19 protein-coding genes are annotated in these 18,958 nt (G+C 62.3%); 10 read left to right on the top strand and 9 right to left on the bottom strand.

Annotation, left to right across the window (positions count from 1 at the left end):
• Positions 1–11: 11 nt before the first annotated feature.
• Positions 12–953: an HAD-IIA family hydrolase gene (locus tag MHM84_RS09030; RefSeq protein ID WP_239265074.1), complete on the bottom strand. Its 942-nt coding sequence runs from the start codon at positions 951–953 to the stop codon at positions 12–14.
• Positions 954–1,235: 282 nt separating this feature from the next.
• On the opposite strand from MHM84_RS09030, the gene MHM84_RS09025 reads away from it, so the two are divergent.
• The 4 genes from MHM84_RS09025 to MHM84_RS09010 are packed head-to-tail and all read left to right on the top strand — an operon-like array spanning position 1,236 to position 4,040.
• Positions 1,236–1,592, top strand: coding sequence for a metalloregulator ArsR/SmtB family transcription factor (locus MHM84_RS09025; RefSeq protein WP_239265071.1), 357 nt, complete (start codon positions 1,236–1,238; stop codon positions 1,590–1,592).
• The gene (arsC, locus tag MHM84_RS09020; protein ID WP_239265068.1) at positions 1,589–2,002 is read left to right on the top strand and encodes an arsenate reductase (glutaredoxin); all 414 of its coding nucleotides are present in this window, start codon (positions 1,589–1,591) and stop codon (positions 2,000–2,002) included. Before MHM84_RS09025 ends, arsC begins: the two co-directional genes overlap by 4 nt.
• On the top strand, positions 1,999–2,715 hold the full coding sequence (gene arsH, locus MHM84_RS09015) for an arsenical resistance protein ArsH (RefSeq protein ID WP_343218280.1): 717 nt from the start codon (positions 1,999–2,001) through the stop codon (positions 2,713–2,715). Before arsC ends, arsH begins: the two co-directional genes overlap by 4 nt.
• Positions 2,716–2,729: 14 nt before the next feature.
• Positions 2,730–4,040 carry an arsenic transporter gene (locus MHM84_RS09010; protein WP_239265066.1) on the top strand — a complete coding sequence of 437 codons (1,311 nt, stop codon included), beginning with the start codon at positions 2,730–2,732 and terminating at the stop codon, positions 4,038–4,040.
• A gap of 6 nt (positions 4,041–4,046) precedes the next feature.
• Here the strand turns inward: MHM84_RS09010 and yegQ are convergent, their stop codons facing one another.
• The 6 genes from yegQ to MHM84_RS08980 all read right to left on the bottom strand — a co-directional run bounded on the left by yegQ (position 4,047) and on the right by MHM84_RS08980 (position 9,844).
• A complete protein-coding gene (gene yegQ, locus MHM84_RS09005; RefSeq protein WP_239265315.1) occupies positions 4,047–5,357 on the bottom strand; it encodes a tRNA 5-hydroxyuridine modification protein YegQ in 1,311 nt (436 codons plus the stop codon).
• A gap of 118 nt (positions 5,358–5,475) precedes the next feature.
• Entirely contained in the window at positions 5,476–5,943 is a 468-nt protein-coding gene (locus MHM84_RS09000) for a DUF2269 domain-containing protein (protein WP_239265064.1), read from the bottom strand.
• Positions 5,940–7,223: an SDR family oxidoreductase gene (locus MHM84_RS08995; protein ID WP_239265062.1), complete on the bottom strand. Its 1,284-nt coding sequence runs from the start codon at positions 7,221–7,223 to the stop codon at positions 5,940–5,942. Before MHM84_RS08995 ends, MHM84_RS09000 begins: the two co-directional genes overlap by 4 nt.
• 6 nt (positions 7,224–7,229) lie before the next feature.
• Positions 7,230–8,156, bottom strand: coding sequence for an NADP-dependent oxidoreductase (locus tag MHM84_RS08990; RefSeq protein WP_239265060.1), 927 nt, complete (start codon positions 8,154–8,156; stop codon positions 7,230–7,232).
• Between the two features lie 137 nt (positions 8,157–8,293).
• A complete protein-coding gene (locus MHM84_RS08985) occupies positions 8,294–8,485 on the bottom strand; it encodes a hypothetical protein (RefSeq protein WP_239265058.1) in 192 nt (63 codons plus the stop codon).
• A 378-nt stretch (positions 8,486–8,863) separates the two neighbouring features.
• Positions 8,864–9,844: a LysR substrate-binding domain-containing protein gene (locus MHM84_RS08980; protein ID WP_239265056.1), complete on the bottom strand. Its 981-nt coding sequence runs from the start codon at positions 9,842–9,844 to the stop codon at positions 8,864–8,866.
• 175 nt (positions 9,845–10,019) lie between these two features.
• Between MHM84_RS08980 and MHM84_RS08975 the strand changes: the two genes are divergently transcribed.
• From MHM84_RS08975 to MHM84_RS08950, 6 genes are all read left to right on the top strand, one after another.
• Positions 10,020–11,162: an iron-containing alcohol dehydrogenase gene (locus MHM84_RS08975; protein ID WP_239265054.1), complete on the top strand. Its 1,143-nt coding sequence runs from the start codon at positions 10,020–10,022 to the stop codon at positions 11,160–11,162.
• Between the two features lie 232 nt (positions 11,163–11,394).
• The gene (locus MHM84_RS08970; protein ID WP_239265052.1) at positions 11,395–12,375 is read left to right on the top strand and encodes a tripartite tricarboxylate transporter substrate binding protein; all 981 of its coding nucleotides are present in this window, start codon (positions 11,395–11,397) and stop codon (positions 12,373–12,375) included.
• A 12-nt stretch (positions 12,376–12,387) separates the two neighbouring features.
• On the top strand, positions 12,388–12,852 hold the full coding sequence (locus tag MHM84_RS08965) for a tripartite tricarboxylate transporter TctB family protein (RefSeq protein ID WP_239265050.1): 465 nt from the start codon (positions 12,388–12,390) through the stop codon (positions 12,850–12,852).
• A 3-nt stretch (positions 12,853–12,855) separates the two neighbouring features.
• Entirely contained in the window at positions 12,856–14,370 is a 1,515-nt protein-coding gene (locus tag MHM84_RS08960) for a tripartite tricarboxylate transporter permease (protein WP_239265047.1), read from the top strand.
• Positions 14,367–15,416 (top strand): Ldh family oxidoreductase, encoded by a 1,050-nt coding sequence (locus MHM84_RS08955; RefSeq protein WP_239265045.1) that lies wholly within the window; start codon positions 14,367–14,369, stop codon positions 15,414–15,416. Before MHM84_RS08960 ends, MHM84_RS08955 begins: the two co-directional genes overlap by 4 nt.
• Positions 15,417–15,442: 26 nt before the next feature.
• Positions 15,443–16,330: an NAD(P)-dependent oxidoreductase gene (locus tag MHM84_RS08950; RefSeq protein ID WP_239265043.1), complete on the top strand. Its 888-nt coding sequence runs from the start codon at positions 15,443–15,445 to the stop codon at positions 16,328–16,330.
• Between the two features lie 26 nt (positions 16,331–16,356).
• Here MHM84_RS08950 and MHM84_RS08945 read toward each other — a convergent pair whose 3' ends face one another.
• Together MHM84_RS08945 and MHM84_RS08940 are read right to left on the bottom strand one after the other, a co-directional pair.
• Positions 16,357–17,337: a GntR family transcriptional regulator gene (locus tag MHM84_RS08945; protein WP_239265041.1), complete on the bottom strand. Its 981-nt coding sequence runs from the start codon at positions 17,335–17,337 to the stop codon at positions 16,357–16,359.
• Between the two features lie 55 nt (positions 17,338–17,392).
• A complete protein-coding gene (locus MHM84_RS08940) occupies positions 17,393–18,922 on the bottom strand; it encodes an altronate dehydratase family protein (RefSeq protein ID WP_239265039.1) in 1,530 nt (509 codons plus the stop codon).
• Positions 18,923–18,958 lie beyond the last annotated feature (36 nt).

Below are 18,958 nucleotides of genomic sequence, written 5' to 3'. Positions count from 1 at the left end.
AAGGGCCTGCGTCAAATACTCGGCGCTATATAATCCGGGCTGATGCCCGAGTGTGCGATGCTGGCAGCAATATCCATGCCTTGCAGCGCACCATGGGCAGTCACGAGCAGGGTTGCCACGCCCGCACAGCGCCCTCCCAGAATATCCGTATGCAAGGTGTCGCCTACCATCAACACCCGTTCGCGCGGCACATCCGCCAACCTTGTCAGTGCGGCTGCGAAAGACGCGCCGTAGGGCTTGCCGAAAAATGTCGGCTCAATGCCCGTACGATCGGCGAGGCGATGGGCAAAGTACCCCGGTTCCAGGGAAAGGCCGGTCTCCCTGGGGGCGACCAGATCGGGATTGGCGACCAGCACGGATCGGGGGCGGGCCGCCAGGCTCTCCTCCAGCAAGTCCTGGTGGGCCTGTGTCCACCCCTGGCTGCTCAACAGGATCACGCCGCCCACGCGATCCAGCGTTTCGGACAGCGCGCCGTCCGCCTCACCGTGGAGACTCAGCCCCGTTACCGGCAACTGCTCAGGCAGTGCGTCTGGCGGCGCGACGATGCCCCAGGTCAGCGCTGTCGGGTAATCGGCAAGCGCCCGATGCAGGAGCTCCCGGCTGCAGATCAGGTTATCGGCTGTCAGCTCATAGCCCAGGCGCCGGTATTTTGTGAGCAATGCCTCGGGCGTCGCGGTCGCCGCATTGGAAAGGATCAGGCAGCGCTTGCCGGCGTCTTGCAGTGTCCGAAATCGCTCCACCGCGCCGGGAATCGGTGCCTGGCCGACGTTCAGCACCCCGAACGCATCGAAGATAACGGCATCGAACCGCGCCGTTAACGATCCCAGCGATTCCACCGCCTGGGGCGGGTGGACTGGGCCTGTCAGGCCGGGAAGGCGATGGCGGATGCGCTCATATTCCGCGAAGGCCCACGCCGGGCTCGGCTCAGGCAGTGTCTGGAGAGTGGCTGTCACTGGATAGTCTCTGGATACTACTGCGTTTTTGAAGCACCGCCTGACGCACCCTGGCCGAGCCCCGTTCGGATGCGATGACCGTTGCCAATATCACCACGAAGATCGTCGTCACCTGGTTCCAGGCCAATGTATTCGGGGAAGATTGAAGATTCAACCCGAGGCCCCCGGCGGCGCCGAGGCCGAGAATGGTCGATTCGCGACACTACGTGACAGTGTGTCCAGTTATCTGACTCGAGCGATATCGAAGTTGCAGTTCCACATTATGTCTGTAATTCTGGACGTATGGACAATACAGCTACTATCGAAGCGTTCGCTGCGCTTTCCCAGGCGACGCGCCTGGAGACCTTCCGCTTGCTGGTGCGCCATGAGCCGCAGGGCCTGCCAGCGGGTGAGATCGCACGCCTGCTGGACGTGCCTCACAACACCATGTCGACGCACCTGGGCATCCTGGCACGTGCGGGCCTGGTCGTCTCTCGACGGCATAGCCGCTCGGTGATCTATCGCGCCAACCTGGCACGTATGCGGGAAACGGTGAGCTTTCTGGTACGCGATTGCTGCGCGGGGCACCCCGACCTGTGCGAGCCCCTTCTGCAGGACTTACGCCCATGCAACCCATCCAAAGAGGACGATCTTTCATGATCAGCGTGATCTATCACAACCCGGACTGCGGCACGTCGCGCAATACCCTGGCGATGATGCGCCAGTCCGGCGAGGAGCCGCATGTCATCGAGTACCTGAAAACGCCCCCCTCCCGCGAGAAACTCATCGAGATGCTATCCGCCATGGCCATGACGCCCCGAGAGCTACTGCGCCGCAAGGGGACGCCCTACGATGAGCTGGGCCTGGACAATCCGGCGCTCAGCGACGCTCAACTGATCGATGCCATGCTGGCCCACCCTATCCTGATCAACCGCCCCATCGTGGTAACCGAAAAGGGCACGCGTCTATGCCGGCCCTCTGAAACAGTGCTGCCTCTCCTGACAAACCCGGTGACCGAGTTCACCAAGGAAGACGGTGAGATCGTACGGCTTGGGGGAACCGGCTCGTGACTCTGGATCAGCTACCCAACATTGACCCTGAGCGTCTGCATCCCATCGATATCGACGCATTGGTCGGCCCGGACCAGCCCCGGCATCCACCACGTATCCTGGTGTTGTATGGCTCCCTGCGGGAACGCTCCTACTCGCGATTCGTGTCGGAAGAAGCCAGTCGTTTGCTGCGCTGGTACGGTTGCGAGATCCGCACGTTCAACCCCTCCGGCCTGCCGTTGCCGGACGATGCCGAAGCCAGCCACCCGAAGGTGGAGGAACTGCGCGAACTGGCCGAATGGAGCGAGGGCATGGTGTGGGTCAGCCCCGAACGACACGGCGCCATGACCGGCATCATGAAAACCCAGATCGACTGGATTCCGTTGGCCCTTGGTGGCGTGCGTCCGACCCAGGGCAAGACGCTGGCCATCATGCAGGTGTCCGGTGGCAGCCAGAGCTTCAATGCCGTCAACCAGCTGCGCATTCTCGGTCGCTGGATGCGCATGCTGACCATCCCCAACCAGTCTTCGGTACCACAAGCCTTCAATGAGTTCGATGAAGCCGGGCGAATGCGGCTGTCTCCGCTCTATCTGCGTATCGTCGATGTCTGCGAAGAGCTGGTGAAGTTCACTTGGCTGACCCGGGGCCGAGCAAGCTACCTCACCGACCGCTACTCGGAGCGTGTCGAAAGCGCCGGAGCCGTCTCCAGGCGAGTCAACCAGAAAACGCACTGATAGGAAATGTAGACATGCTGGCCTTTGCGATCTTTCTGGTCACGTTGATACTGGTCATTTGGCAGCCCAAGGGGCTCGGTATCGGCTGGAGCGCCCTGGGCGGCGCTGCGGCGGCGTTGCTGACCGGCGTCGTCAATTGGCACGATGTGGGCGTCGTCTGGCATATCGTCTGGGATGCCACCTTCACCTTCGTGGCGTTGATCATCATTTCCCTGATCCTGGATGAGGCGGGCTTCTTTGCCTGGGCCGCCCTGCATATCGCCCGATGGGGCAACGGGCGGGGACGGTTGCTGTTTCCGCTGATCGTCATCCTGGGTGCGCTCATTGCCGCGGTGTTCGCCAACGATGGCGCGGCGCTTTTGCTGACCCCCATCGTGGTGGCCATCCTGGCGCGGCTGGAGTTCAGCCCCGGCGCGGCACTGGCCTTCATCATCGCGACGGGGTTCGTGGCCGACTCGACCAGCCTGCCATTGGTGATCTCGAACCTGGTCAACATCGTCAGCGCCAACTACTTCGAGATTGGCTTTGATCGCTACGCTCAGGTGATGGTGCCGGTCGACCTGGTGTCGCTGGTCGCCACCCTGCTGGTTCTGGGCGTTTACTTCCGCAAGCAGATTCCACCTTCCTATCAGGTCGAACGGCTAGAGGCGCCGGCAACGGCCATTCGCGATCACCAAGTCTTCCGGGCGGCCTTTCCGCTGCTGATCGTGCTGTTGATTGCCCTGTTCGCGACCGGCCAGTGGGATATTCCATTCGCCTTCATCATGGGCACAGCGGCACTCATCCTGATGGCCATCGCCGGACGGTGGTTTTCGCCTGGGCACGTGCATGTCGTCTCGCTCACGAAGGTGTTGAAGAACGCCCCGTGGCAGATCGTTCTCTTTTCCGTGGGCATGTATCTGGTGGTATATGGGCTGGGCAGTGCCTGGCTCACGGCCTGGGCGGCGGACGTCCTGGTGTGGCTGAGCCGGCAGGGTGACTTCGTGGCCACTCTCGGAACGGGCTTTGCCTCCGCCATTCTGGCCTCGCTGATGAACAACATGCCATCGACCCTGGTAGGCGCGCTGGCCATCGACCAGGCACAGGTATCGAATCAGACACAGCAACTCATGGTCTATGCCAACGTCATCGGTAACGACCTGGGCCCCAAGTTCACGCCCATTGGCAGCCTCGCCACGTTACTCTGGCTGCATGTACTGGCCGGCAAGGGCTATCGAATCAGTTGGGGCCAGTACATGAAGGTCGGGCTGGTGATCACGCCACCGGTGCTGCTGGCCACGCTAGTCGCTCTTGCGCTCTGGCTGCCGGTGATAACACCGCAGTGATACCGCCTAAACCAGATCACGCATCAGCAGGGCAAACTCTACCTGTGCCGTGTCGATAGGCTCACCCGGCACCGGCAGGCGCACGACGTGCCCTGAGCCCGGCGCTGTCGAAATAGCTTGTCCCTGGCGGGTTTCCAGCGCCTCGAGCATGAAGCGCCGGTTGCCGCCGGGCAACATCAGTTCCAGCGTGTCGCCTATCGCAAAGCGGTTCTTGACGGCAACCTCCAACCAGCCGCGGTCGGGATCGTAGGCCAGCGCCTCGCCGACGAACTGCTGGTGCACGCCAATCGAGTGGCCTCGCTCGTAGTTCTGGTATTCATCATGGATATGGCGGCGATAGAAGCCCTCCGTGTAGCCACGGTTGGCGAGGTTCTCGAGCTCATCCATGAGATGCATGTCGAATGGCCGCCCCGCCACGGCATCGTCGATGGCACGCCGATAGACCTGCGCAGTACGCGCCACGTAATAGGCCGACTTGGTTCGGCCCTCGATCTTTAGTGACGTCACCCCCATCGCCGTCAGGCGATCCACATGCTGCACGGCACGCAGGTCCTTGGAGTTCATGATGTAGGTGCCGTGCTCGTCCTCATGGATCGGCATCAGTGCGCCGGGACGCGAGGCGTCCTCGATCAGCGCCGCCTTGTTGCCCTGCCCCGCTGCGGCATCCACTGCGATCAGGTCACCGCAGTCATCGGTCGCAGCCGCCAGGGTGTTGTACTGCCATCGACAGGCATTGGTACAGGTACCCTGGTTGGGATCGCGGCGGTTGAAATACCCCGACAGCAGGCAGCGTCCCGAGTAGGCGATGCACAATGCGCCATGCACGAAGGTTTCGATTTCCAGGTCGGGGCATTCGGCGCGTATCTCGGCGATTTCTTCCAGCGACAGCTCCCGTGAAAGGATGATGCGACGAATACCCTGCTGCTGCCAGAAGCGCGCAGCGGCATGGTTGACCACGTTGGCCTGCACGGAAAGATGGATCACCTGCTCCGGCCAGCGCTCGCGCACCATCAGGATCAACCCGGGGTCCGACATGATCAGCGCATCCGGCCCCGCCTCGATGACCGGCGCCATGTCTCGGAGATAGGTCTTGAGCTTGGCGTTGTGCGGGGCGATGTTGGATGCCACGTAGAACGCCTTGCCGCGCGCGTGCGCATAATCGATGCCGCGGCGGAGATGATCGAGGTCGAAGTCGTTGTTGCGTACGCGCAGCGAATAGCGCGGCTGGCCCGCGTAGATGGCGTCAGCGCCATAGGCTAAGGCATATTGCATGTGCCGGTAGGTACCGGCGGGCGAGAGCAGTTCGGGAGCATTGATCGACATGGATTTGTCCTGACAGCACACGGGAGCATTGGCGGCGCCCATGATACCGGCAGGAAGGTAGTGGCATGGCCCGGCATGTCTGATCCAGATCAATGTCGCAGGCTTTAATGGCTCAGGCGGGCTTGGCCACCATCAGGTAGAAGATCACCATGAACGCCGCGAACGCCGGCCAACCCAGCACGAACCAGATGCGCATATAACGCTCCACCAGGGGCGGTGTCGGCTTGCCTTCACGCAATGCCTCGGCGCATAGATTGCGCACCTGTATCTGCAGCCAGACGACCGGCAGCCAACAGGCTCCTGCAAGCACGTATAACCCCAGGCTCCACATCAGCCAGGTCTGGGTCAGCGGCCAGCCGACCATGTGCACCATGGCCAGACCGCTGAGCGGCTGGATGATGGCCGTGGTGGCGATGAACAGCCAATCGGCAGTCACCAGATAGCGAAAGGTCGCCGCCATTACCTCGAGATTCCCGCCACGCCACGCGCGCAGGGTGTAATAGGCCGAGCCCAGCCCGGTGCCAAATAACAAGGTCGACGAGAGGATGTGCAAGGTCTTCAGCAGGATATACAGACTCATCTGGACGACGCCTCCTTGTGCCCGGGTTCGGTCCATAACAGCCACAGCGTGGCGACGATCAGCACGGCATTCTTGCCCACGGCGGCAAAAGGATCGAACCAGTAGTGCGGCACCACTACAGTAATGATGAGCATGTAGGCGAGCATCAACCCGATCTGTGCTCGCAATGCATGGCGACGCCAGCGGCGCCACAACAAGCCGAGCCCCAGAATAGCATCGAGGAGTGCCCCGCTGATCACAGCGGTAGCAGCGAACCCACCTTCGACGCCGGCCTGCGCCATGATACGCAGCCCCCAGTCGTAGCCGGGCCCGAGACACACCAGCGCCGTCCCGAGCCAAATGGCGACAAGCACGGCCAGCATCACAGGGCGCAACGTTGCCGTGACGCTCTCGCCTCGTGTCGGCCAGTCATGCAGGCGCGCCCGCACTGGTGCTGCACGAAAGCCACACACTTCGGCCAATGCCTCCGGCGAGGCAAGATTGTCATGACGTGATAGCCGCAAGGTCTGCGTGTTCAGGGCGCGCCAGCCAAGACGATCCCCCAACCTTGCACCTGTAGACGCTAGTAGGCGAGGTACCTGAACATACCGCGCCGGAGCCCAGCCCTGTACGCCACGCAACGTATCGATCATCTGCGGAAGCGTCATCGGTCGAGGCCCGACCAGGGGAAGCACGCTCGGGTGTGCCGGCCATTGGCGCAATAGCGCCAGCACAGCCGCCACCAGATCGTCGATATGTACCGCTTGCACCCGGGACCGGGTGTCGAGCAGCGGAATCAGAGGCAAGGGCGAAAGCTGTGTCAGCCAGCCACTGCTGCCCCCACCCCGGCCAATCACCATCGAGGGGCGCAGCACCACGGCAGACACATCCAGGCCAAGCAGGTAGTCATCAGCCACCGCCTTGCTGGCCAGGAACGGCACCTGAGCATGCTCACCCGCGCCCAGCGCCGAGAATTGCAGTATCCGAGCATCATGCCTGGCAGCCAGGTCGAACAGGGCTCTGCTGCCGCGGTCCTGTACCGCCTCAAGCGCATTGGCATCGCTCGTCAGCAGGCCTGCCGTATTGATCACAAGTGCGACATCGACCGGCCAGGTGAAATCCTGGCCAGCATCACCCAGCTTCCCCAGGTCCAGGGATTGCCAGGACACACCGGGTAACTCGGGGCCGCGTCCACTGCGTGACGTGGCGACGACCTGATGGCCCTCGGCAACCAGTGCAGTCAGCAGGTGCCATCCGATGAAGCCACTGCCGCCGACCAGCAGGATGCGCATTAGCGGCATGTGCCGTCAGCGGCTGACACGAACCACGACCTTTCCACGTACATGGCCGCCCTGGTTGAGCCGAAAGGCCTCGGCGGCTTGTTCCAGCGGGAAGGTCTCGGCCACGTTGACGGTCACTTTTCCCTGATCGACCAGATCGGCCAGCGCCTGAAGATCCTCGCCATCAGGGTGTACCCACGCCCACAGGCCTCCGGCCTCGGTCACGGACGGGTCGACGATCGAACCATGCCGGCCGCCATCGCGTAGTACCGTGCGGGTCACGTCGAGAACACCGCCCACGAAATCCACAGCCAGATCGACGCCGTCTGGGGCCAGTTCACGGACGCGCTCGGCCAGGCCCTCGCCGTAAGTCACCGGCTCGGCGCCCAGTTCGCGCAGGTAGTCGTGATTTTTCTCGGAGGCCGTGCCGATGACCCGCGCCCCCTGGCTACGCGCAATCTGGACTGCGAAGCTGCCGACACCGCCTGCGGCGGCATGCACCAGTACGGTGTCGTCCTGTGAAAGCTCAAGGCGCGTCAACAACTGGTAAGCGGTGAGTCCGGCCAGCGGCAGCCCGGCTGCCTGGTCCCAGTCGAGCGTAGCCGGCTTGCGCGCCACGGCGCGCGCTGGCACGGATGTGAATTCGGCAAACGTGCCGCCATGCACGAAATCCTTGCGTGCATAGGCGATGACCTCGTCGCCGGGTTGGAACTGTGGCGTATCGAAACCTACCGACTCGACGACACCGGCCACGTCCCAGCCGGGAATTACCGGGAAGAACGTCGGCATGACCTCGTCGAGGTGTCCGCCCATGATCTTCCAGTCGACCGGGTTGACCGCCACGCTACGCACACGTATGCACACCTCGCCCGGCGGCACCTTGGGCATGGGTTGCTCGGTCAGCTCGAGAATGTCACCGGGCTCACCGTAGCGGCCATAGGTGATTGCCTTCATGACGCCTCCTTTTCATGAACACCGCGATACCGGGCGGAATGCCCGTCGCGTGAGACCAGTGTAGCCGGCTAGAGAGGCATGGCCCGGCACTCCATGAATCGGAGTGTTTGGCAGTCAGCCTCCGGCATCAAAGGCGATTAGGCAAAAGCCGTTGTCTGGAGCGGACGACGCTGAAGGCGGTTGCGCAGCAGGACTTCATCGCTGGCTTCTAGAAAGGAGGCATAGGCACCCGCCGCTTTGCCGGTGCGCTGATTATAGACTTCGTAATACTGACCTTCGGGTGCGGCCGGATGACGAACCGTCCGGACGCGATAGATAGACTTGGGCATGCTGTTCTCCCGTGGCGTCTTGACTCAGTTATCGGCGCCGTGGCGCGATGCTTGAGCCAGTCCTCTTCCGTGTTGAGTTTTTCGGCTTCCGCTTCGGCCTCTTCGGGGTAACTGTGCCGCGTCACGATCCACTCGTCCTTGGGATCGTCATCGTAGCGGCTGTCGCCACCAGCCACTCGGGCAACGGTGCGTCAGCATGATGGTTCGCTTGGGAATGAGTACGACATGAAGGAGCATGGTCATCCTTGATACGTAACGTGTCGCCTTCCTGGCGTCGACTGCTGAACGTTGAGCGACAGATTCGATATCTGCCGGCAAAGCCGCACAAAGAGTAGCGCGTTAGTGAAACGTACGTGTCGTTTTTTTGTGAAAAAAACGTCACAAAACGCTTGCGACAACTTCGTCATCCCTGCGTGGGTGACTGTCCTTTCGCGCCTCTTCACGAAGATAGCCGATGAGTTCCTGAGCCGCCGGTGGAAGCATCTCGCCGCGTCGACTGACGATGCCGTAGTAGTCCAATGGCTTGCCGATGACGCGATTCAAGGTGACATACTGACCGCCTTCCAAGGGGCGACGTAACACCGAACGCGGCAACACCGCCAACGAGTCCGAAGTTTGAAGCAATTGCAGGGTCGCCTGGATGGATGTCGTCTCGACGATATTGGTCGGCGTCGGGACGCCCTCCTCGGCCAGTGCCGCCTCGAATACGCCTCGCATGGGACTGCTCAAGGGATGCAGCACCCAGGGCCAGCGACTGAGCTCGGCCAGCCCCGGCACCTTATTCTGTACGGCCAGGGGATGGTCTCGACGGACCACGACCCGCAACGGCTCGTCGAGCAGCGGCTCGAAGTCGAACAGGTTGTGCTGACTGACGTGGGTCAGCCGTCCGATGACCAGATCGAGGCGTTTGTGCTCCAAATCCAGCAGCAGCCGGTCGCTGGTCTGCTCCTGCAGGCTGACCGACAGCCGAGGCCGACGCCGTTTCAGGCAGGCGATAGCGGCCGGCAGGATCTCCGGAGCAGCCGCCGCGATCGCACCAATCAGCAGGTGGCCGTATCCCCCCTCTCTCAGATCATTGATGTCGTCGACCAAGCGCTCGGCGTCGTTGAGCAGGATCCGCGCGTGACGGATGACCTGCTCGCCCAGTTCGGTTGGGTGCATGGCGCGAGGCAGCCGCTCGAACAACGCAAAACCGAAGTAGTCCTCGAGGTCCTTGAGCATCTTGCTGGCCGCCGGCTGACTGAGATGCATGGCGCGTGCCGCGACGTGCATATTGCGGCTTTCGGCCAGATAGGTAAGTAGTATCAAGTGCTTGAACCGCAACCAGCCGCACAAGTGTAACGTGGAAAGCTTATCCATGATGGGTTCCGGAGACGGGGCAACGATAACTCAAGGGAATCACAATGGCACAAACTTCGATTGGATTGTAATTGCATTATCGCCATAGCCTTGAGCTGGACGGATCCACTCAGTATTCACTGGGCAGGTCGTAGAATAAAGAATAATGCCCGCAGGCCGGGTGACGGAGCGATGCATGCCAACCGTAATCAACTACCTGACCAAGATCGTATTCGGCGAAGAGGCCCTCGATAGCCTTGCCGACGAACTCGCCCAACTGGGCGTCACTGCCCCACTCCTCGTCACCGACAGGGGGCTCGTGCAAAGCGGGCTCATCGAGCGGGTCAAACGAGCCATTCCCGACCCGAGCCGGCTGCCTGTCTACGACGAGACCCCGCCCAACCCGACCGAGGACGCCGTGGAGGCGGCACTGGCACTGTTCCATCAACATGGCTGCGATGGCATCGTGGCGGTGGGCGGCGGATCAAGCATCGACCTGGCGAAAGGGGTGTCGCTACTGGCTACCCATGCCGCCCCACTGCGCCAGTACGCCTTGATCGAAGGCGGTGCGTCACGCATCACTGCCGATACGCTGCCGCTCATTGCCATTCCCACCACGGCGGGCACTGGCAGCGAAGTGGGGCGCGGAGCGCTGATTTCCATGCGCGACCAGCGCAAGCTGGGGTTCATTTCGCCGCACCTGATCCCCTCGGTCGCCATTTGCGATCCTGGCATGACGCTGTCGCTACCTCCCTGGCTGACTGCAGCGACAGGCATGGATGCGATCGCGCACTGCGTGGAAACCTATCTTAGCCCGCGCATCAATCCGCCTGCCGAGGCCATCGCCCTGGATGGGCTGCGGCGTGCCACGGACCATCTTCGTACCGCTTTTCGCCATGGCGATGATCTCCAGGCACGCAGCGAGATGATGATGGCGGCCGTGGAAGGTGCGCTCGCCTTTCAGAAGGGCCTGGGGGCCGTGCATTCCCTCTCACATGCCCTTGGCGGCTTTCATTCGCTCAAGCTGCACCACGGCACGCTCAACTCTCTGCTGCTGCCAGCCGTACTGCGCTACAACGCGCCCGCCTGCGAGGAGAAGTATGTCCAGCTGCGCGCCGCCATGGGGCTTGCCCCGGACGCTGACGTTGCTGCGGCTTTCGAGGCGCTTCATCGGGAACTGGAGCTACCGGGCAGCCTGGCCGAATTGGGAGTGACACGGGAGCAGCTCGACCAGGCCGCCCAATGGGCCGTCGAGGATCACTCCACTGCGACCAATCCGAGACCCGCCACTCGGGAAGATTTCCTGAACATGCTGCTGGAAGTTTACGAGGCCAAATAGCGCCTCGCCGCGTCATGCGGCTCAGTTGCAAGACGGCTCGAACAGGACGTTGCGGCCTAATGACTGCAGCAAGGACGCTGCACCCTACGCGCCTGACCTGATGGAAAGCGTACGACGCCATGTGCAGGCAGTAGACCAATGTCTACCAATAATGAATATTGCGCGCAATATCCATTTCGAACTAGGGTGAGACTGCGCACTGTTTCATTTCTACAATAACGAGGACGCCTCCATGACAGACCGCAACCACAAGACCGTACTCAAAGGCACAGCCGCCGCCCTCCTCCTGGCGCTATCCGGCGCGGCCTTCGCCGAGTACCCCGAAAAGCCGATCACCATCATCGTTCCCTGGGCCGCCGGTGGTGGCACCGATGCCACGGCACGCACCATTGCCAGTGCGCTGGAAGAAGAACTCGGCCAGACGATCAACGTCGTCAACCGTACCGGGGGCAGCGGTGTCGTCGGTCACACGGCGATCTCCACGGCCAAGCCCGATGGCTACACCCTCGGCCTGATTACCGGCGAAACCAACATGATGCATTGGTTGGGCCTGACCGACCTGACCTACAAGGATTTCACCCCGATCGGCCAGATCAATTTCGACTACTCGGGCGTTCAGGTTGCCGAAGATGCCCCCTTCGATTCGCTGGATCAGTTGCTCAGCTCCATCAAGGAGCAGCCGGCCGGCACCTATAACGCTTCCGGTACCGGTCTCGGCGGCGTCTGGCATCTGGCCTTCGCGGGTTTCCTGCTCGACCAGGGCATCGAGCCCAACAAGGTGACATGGATCCCCAGCCAAGGGGCGGCACCGGCCATGACCGAGCTCGTTTCCGGCGGCATCGACATCGTCCCCAGCTCGGTCCCCGAAGCCCGCTCCATGATCGAGGCCGGCAAGGCGCAAAGCCTGGGCATCATGGCCCCCGAACGGCTGGACAGCTTCCCCGATGTGCCCACCGTCAAGGAAGCCATCGGCAGCGACTACACCATCGGTGAGTGGCGCGGCATCGCCGGACCCAAGGGGATGGATCAGGAAATCGTCGACAAGCTCGAACAAGCATTGGAAGCGGCCTACAACAGCGAGACCTATCAGGGTTTCATGTCCAAGCAGGGCTTCGGCACGGAGTGGCGCAATGCCGAGGACTTCGAAACGATGATGGGCGAAATGGACCAGGAATACGGCAACATCATCGAAAGCATCGGTCTGAAAAAATAATAGGGCTTGCCCATGAAAGACATAATTCTGGGGCTGTGTTTCATGGTGGCAGGCATCGTCACGATCTATGTCGCCCGACAATATCCCACGATGCCCAGCCTACAGTTCGGCCCGTCTCTGTTTCCCTCCCTCATCGGGGGAGGGTTTTTTCTGGGTGGCCTGGTGCTGGCAGCCACCCAGTTTCCGACGCTGCGGCAGCGCGCCAGTGAAGGCCGCGTCGCCTGGAGTATCGACTACCAGGCCATTCTGGTTTCCCTGCTCCCCTGCGCCCTGATCGTGTTCTATATCCTGGGCAGCGATTACCTGGGGACCGCTATCAGTCTGACCGCCATGATGTTCGTACTGATGCTGGTGCGCAAAACGCCATGGCTTCTGGCACTGGGTGTCTCCGTGGCGGCATCCCTGGTCATCTATTTCATTTTCTCACGCTACCTGTTGATCCCCCTTCCCGAAGGGCTGATGAGCGTAGGGGGTTAACTCATGGATGCATTGCTCCAAGGGCTTCAGCTCGTCTTCAACGGCCAGACGATGCTGGTGATTCTCGCCGCGGCGGCGTTCGGCATCTTCGTCGGCGCCGTGCCCGGCCTGACGGCGACCATGGCCGTGGCGCTGCTGGTGCCGATCACCTTCTACATGGACCCGACGCCGGCGATCGCAGCGATCGTCACCACATCGGCCATGGCTATCTTTGCCGGCGACATTCCCGGCACCTACCTGAACATCCCCGGCACACCGGCGTCGGCCGCCTACGTCGGCGAATCCTCGCAGTTGGCAAAGAAGGGACGCGCCCGGGAAACGCTGGGCACCAATCTGGTCTGCTCGGTATTCGGCGGCCTGTTCGGGACCGTCATCCTGGTCTTCGTCTCGCCTTCGCTAGCAGAGGTCGCGCTGAAGTTCAGTTCCTATGAGTACTTCTGGCTGGCGCTGTTGGGGTTGAGCAGCTCGATCTTCATCTCCGTTGGTTCCAAGACCAAAGCGTTTCTTTCGCTGATGATCGGCCTGCTGCTGTCCACCGTGGGTCTGGACATGATGAGCGGAGCGCCGCGCTTCACCTTTGGCATTCCCGATCTGATGGCCGGGATCAATTTCATCCCGGTAATGATCGGCATGTTCGCACTCAACGAGATAATGAGCTTCTATGGCTCACGCATCGAAACCCGTAACCCGCCGGCCCTCAGCAAGGACAAGGTGTTCGGGCAGGTCCCCACCCATGTGAAGAAGTACTGGCGCAACATGCTGCGCGGCAGTTCGATCGGCACCCTGATCGGCGCGCTGCCCGGCGCAGGCGCGGATATCGCGGCATGGATCGCCTATGCCGCCGGCAAGAGCCGCTCGAAGGACAAGGCGGCTTACGGCACAGGTCACATCGAAGGGATCGTCGACGCCAGCTCCGCCAATAATTCGGGCATCAGCGGTGCCTGGGTACCTGCGCTGGTGTTCGGCATTCCTGGTGACTCGATTACCGCCATCGTGATCGGCGTGCTGTACATGAAAGGGATGAACCCCGGGCCGACGATCTTCATGGAAGGCAGTGGCCTGGTGTACTCGCTGTTCGTGGTGTTCTTCGTCGCCAACCTGATCATGCTCCCGATCGGCTATCTGGCCATCAAGTCCTCGAAGGTCTTCATCCTGACCCCGCGCAAGATCCTGATGCCGATCATTCTGTGTTTCTGCATCGTCGGGGCATTCTCGATCAACAACTCGATTACCGATGTCTGGATCATGCTGCTCGTCGGTGTCGTGGCCTACATCCTGGCGCGCTGCGACTTTCCCATGGCGCCGGCGATTCTCGGCCTGGTGCTGGGCACCACGCTGGAAAACAGCTTCATGAGTTCGATGCTCAAGTCCAATGGCGATCTGCTGAGTTTCTTCTCGCGTCCGATCAGTGCCTCGCTGGGCGCGCTGGTCATCCTGATCTGGTGTTCTCCGCTGCTGGTACGCCTCTATCAGCGTTACAGGACGCCCCATAACAATCACACGCCGAGGTCATCATGACACGCTACCCTGCCGACCAGCTCAACGAGTGGCTGGTCACGCTTTTCGAGGAGAACGGCGCCGCCCGCAACGTCGCCGAGACGACGGCCCGTATCCTGGTCGAAGGCGATCTGCTCGGTCATCATACCCATGGCGTGAAGCTGGCCAACGGTTACCTGAACGACCTCAAGGCCGGCCACGCCTGCGGCGACCCGCAGCGCCTGGTTATCGAACAGAGCAGCCCGGTGGCTGCCTTGTTCGATGGCAACTACCTGCTCGGGCCCTACCTGGTCCAGCGTGCGCTGGACCACTGCCGCGAGGCCGCCAAGGGCTACGGTATCGGGATCGTCAGCCTCAAGCGTTCGCACCATATCGCCTGCCTGGCGTCCTATCTGGCGCCGCTGGTCGAGGAGAATCTGGTCCCGATCATCATGACCTCGGATCCGGCGGTCGCCTCGGTGGCGCCCTTCGGCGGCACCGAGCGGGTCTACACCCCCAATCCGCTGGCCATTGGCATTCCCGGCCGCGAACAGCCGATCCTGATCGATGTCAGCATGTCGACCGTCACCAATGGCAGCGTCAACAAGGCGCGCGCGGCGGGGCAGAAGCTCGATCATCCGGCCATCCTGACGGCCCAGGGCACGGTGAGCGACGACCCCGAGGACTTCTTCCCGGGCGGCAGCATCCTGCCACTGGGCGGTATGGAGTTCGGCCACAAGGGCTTCGCGCTCGGGCTGATGGTCGAGGCGCTGACCTCCGCGCTCAGCGGCTTCGGCCGCAAGGATGTCCCCACCGGCTGGGGGGCGTCGGTGATGGTCATGGTCATCGATCCCGCACGCTTCGGTGGCACCGACGCCTTTCTCGACGAAACCGATCATCTTGCCCGCCGCTGCTTCAATGCCGGCCAGATCGACCCGCAGCAGCCGGTACGTCTGCCCGGCCAGTCGGGCCTGCGCAGACGTGCCGACTATCTCCGCGATGGCATTCCCTTGCCGGAGGACGTGGTTGCGGACTTGCAGAAGGCCATCAGCGATTCGTCCCTGCGGGGTAGTGTCTCGCTGGGCTGACGAGGTGAATTTTCAGGAGACCGCTCATGACTACCAATGTCACCATTGGCCTGCTCGGCACCGGCATCATGGGCGCCCCCATGGCCGTCAGGCTGGCCCGTGCCGGCTACGTCGTACGGGTCTGGAACCGTAGCCGCGACAAGGCAGCCCCACTCGAGACCGAAGGAGTGTCGGTATGCGACGCGCCCACCCAGGCGGTTCGGAGTGCGGACGTTGTCATCGTCATGCTGAGCTCCGGGCAGGTGTGCGATGACATTCTGCTTGGCGACGATGCGGTGCTCGATGCCATGACGCCGGGAAGCACCCTGATCGTAATGAGTTCGATTCCGGTGGAGAACGCCAGACATCAGGCCGACGAGGCCGAAAAACGCGGCATCCACTATCTGGACGCCCCGGTCTCCGGGGGTGAGAAAGGCGCCATCGACGGCACGCTGGCGATCATGGTCGGCGGCGAGCCGGCTACCTTCGATGCCCTTCGCCCCGTGCTGGCCCACCTGGGCAATCCGGTGCACGTGGGCCCGGCGGGCAGTGGCGAACTGGCCAAGCTCGCCAATCAGATGATCGTGGGCAATACCATCGCCACGGTGGCAGAGGCCCTGCTATTGGCCGAGCGCGGCGGGGCCGACCCCATCAAGGTTCGTGAGGCACTGATGGGCGGCTTCGCCGATTCCACCATCCTGCGTGCCCACGGTCAGCGCATGCTGGACGGCGACTTCCAACCCGGCGGCCCTGCCAAGTGGCAGCACAAGGATACCTCCACGGCCATGGCACTGTCCGACTCCCTGCAGCTCGATCTGCCGGTGACCCGGCTGGTCGATGCGCTGTTCCAGGCCATGGTCGAGCATGGCGATGGCGATCTCGATCACAGCGGCCTGATTCGCGAGCTGCGCCGCCGCAACGCGCTGTTGGAATAGCCCTCATGTGGGGCTAAACGAGGCATTCAGTCCCTGTCGTCCCAACGCAGGTAGGCAGGCAGATCGACCTGTGCAACCTCACGAAACGCCGCCAGCCGCGCCTGCACCTTGCCTTCCGAACGCGCCAGGTGTGAATGCAGGGCCCGCCCGGCCTGGTCCGGCCGGCGGGCAAGCATCTTCTCGAAGACGGTGCGGTGTTCGTCGAAGAAAGGATCCTCCGCCGGCATGTCGAACAGTGCGCCCAGCAAGTGCTTACTGACCAGCAGGATGGGGCGTGTCCGGCGTAGCATCCCCAGGATTTCCGGATTCCCCCCGCGGGCAATCGCCTCATGGTGCAGGTCGTTCTCGAGCGCATCGAGAGTTGCCCCCGGCACGTTGGGGTATTGTCGCGCCGCGTCGTCGAGGCGTTCGAGAAACCGTGCGATTTCCACTTCGGACATGACCTGGCTTGCCTGGCCGATCATGAACGGCTCGAGCTGCAGGCGCGCTTCATAGAGGTGATGAAGACGTGACTCATCGAGAGGAACCACGCTCCAGCTAGTGTACTTGGCCTTCTCCACGACCCCCAACGACTGCAGGTGCAGCAGGATCCGGTGCGTCACGGTCCGGCTGACCTCGAGCGTCTTGGCCAGTTGCAGCTCGTTGAGTTCGAGCCGTCCCTTCATCGAGCACAGTACGACATCGCGCTCCACCGTTTCCGCCATCGAACGCCAGGCATCCTTGCGCTCGATGGCGGCCCGTCCACCGGCTACCCGAAAGTCCCCTGCCGTCAGGGTGCGTCGGATGGCATCGCCCGGGTGTCGCCCCACCAGGTAGCCACGCCCCTCGAAGCGACTGATCGCCCCTTCTTCGTGTAGCCGCCCCAACGTTTGACGCACCGGCGAGCGGCTCATGCCGAACACCTTGGCGATGCTGCCCTCGAGCAATACCAGGCCGGGCTCCAGATGCCCCTTCTCGATGCTGTTGGTCAATGCCTGGTAAAGCTGTTCCTGCAAGGTCTTGGTCATGCAACTCCCGTTAGGATACGGTTCGCCTGTTGTGCGCGCTGCGTCAGGCAGACGATCAGGTCACTGCCCCTACCATCCACGGCACGAACTCGTTGCTGCCGTAGCCCAGTGATTCGCTGGCACTCAGCTCACCCGACGCCACGGCGACGATCCGCTCGAATATCTCGACACCGACTTCCTCGACGCTGGCCTGACCGTCGACGATGACCCCGCAGTTGATGTCCATGTCTTCCTGCATCTTCTCGTACATGTGCGTATTGGTCGCGAGTTTGAGGCATGGCGAGGGCTTGAAGCCGGAGACCGAACCACGCCCGGTAGTGAAACAGACCACATTGGCACCCGACGCGATCTGCCCGGTCACCGACACCGGATCATAGCCCGGGCTGTCCATGAAGTTGAAGCCGGCGACCCGGCGTGGCTCGGCATACTCCAGCACATCGTTGAGGCTGCTGGCGCCGCCCTTGGCCACGGCCCCCAGAGACTTCTCGAGAATGGTGGTCAAGCCGCCGGCCTTGTTGCCGGGCGACGGGTTGTTATTCAGTTCGGCGCCATTGATCTCGGTGTAATGCTTCCACCAGGCGATGCGCTCCAGCAGCTTGGCGGCCACCCGCTCGTCGATGGCCCGGTCCAGCAGCAGATGCTCGGCACCATAGATCTCTGGCGTCTCGCTGAGAATGACGCTGCCGCCGTGCCTGACGATCAGGTCGGCCGCGTGGCCCAACGCGGGATTGGCCGTGATGCCCGAGTAGCCATCGGAGCCGCCGCATTGCAGGGCCACGCTCAGGTGGCTCAGCGGCGCCGGCTTGCGCTCGGCAGCGCCGTAGCTGCGCGCCATCTCGAGTATCTTGTCACGGGCCAAGCCAATGCTGGCCCGGGTGCCGCCGGCATCCTGGATGTTGAAATAGCGGATGCGCGAACTATCCGACAGCCCCGATTTCTCGACCAATTGCTTGACCTGGTTGGTCTCGCAGCCGAGCCCGATGATCAGTACGAAGGCAAAGTTGGGGTGACGAGCGTAACCGGCAATGACGCGCTCCAGAAAGGCAAACCCCTCCGACTCGCTATTCATCGCGCACCCAGAACCGTGCGTCACAGGAACAACGCCGTCGTAGCCCAACTGACGAATCTCTTCGGACGCGTTGAGCGTCTCGGCCGCCACCTTTGCCACGGTCGCAGAGCAGTTCACCGTAGAGAGAATGCCGATATAGTTGCGCGTCCCGACCTGCCCATCGGCGCGATGATAGCCATTGAAGGTCCTGTCGCTCGCGATCACAGGCGTCGGCGACGCTGCACGAAAGCCCTCCAACGAGGTGTCTCGCTCCAGCATCGCGACGTTATGCGTATGGACATGCTCACCCAGGGCGATGTCGCGGCTGGCCCGGCCAATGACCTGGCCATACTTGACGATGTCCTCGCCGCTGGCGATATCGATCAGCGCGACCTTATGCCCGGCATCGACGTTCTGCCGGGCCAGGTGCCCCGCATCGTCGACAGGGGTGGATTCCGCCAGAGCGCGGGTAGCTACCCCCACGTTGTCATTGGCGTGCAAGCGAATGACAGCCGGCGAGTGGTGAATGAGTTGCATGGATGCCTCGTCACGGTCAAGAAAACCTGACTCCAT

The organism is Halomonas sp. McH1-25, from assembly GCF_022348165.1.
GTDB lineage: Bacteria > Pseudomonadota > Gammaproteobacteria > Pseudomonadales > Halomonadaceae > Modicisalibacter.
This window is presented reverse-complemented; position numbering and strand designations above follow the sequence as displayed.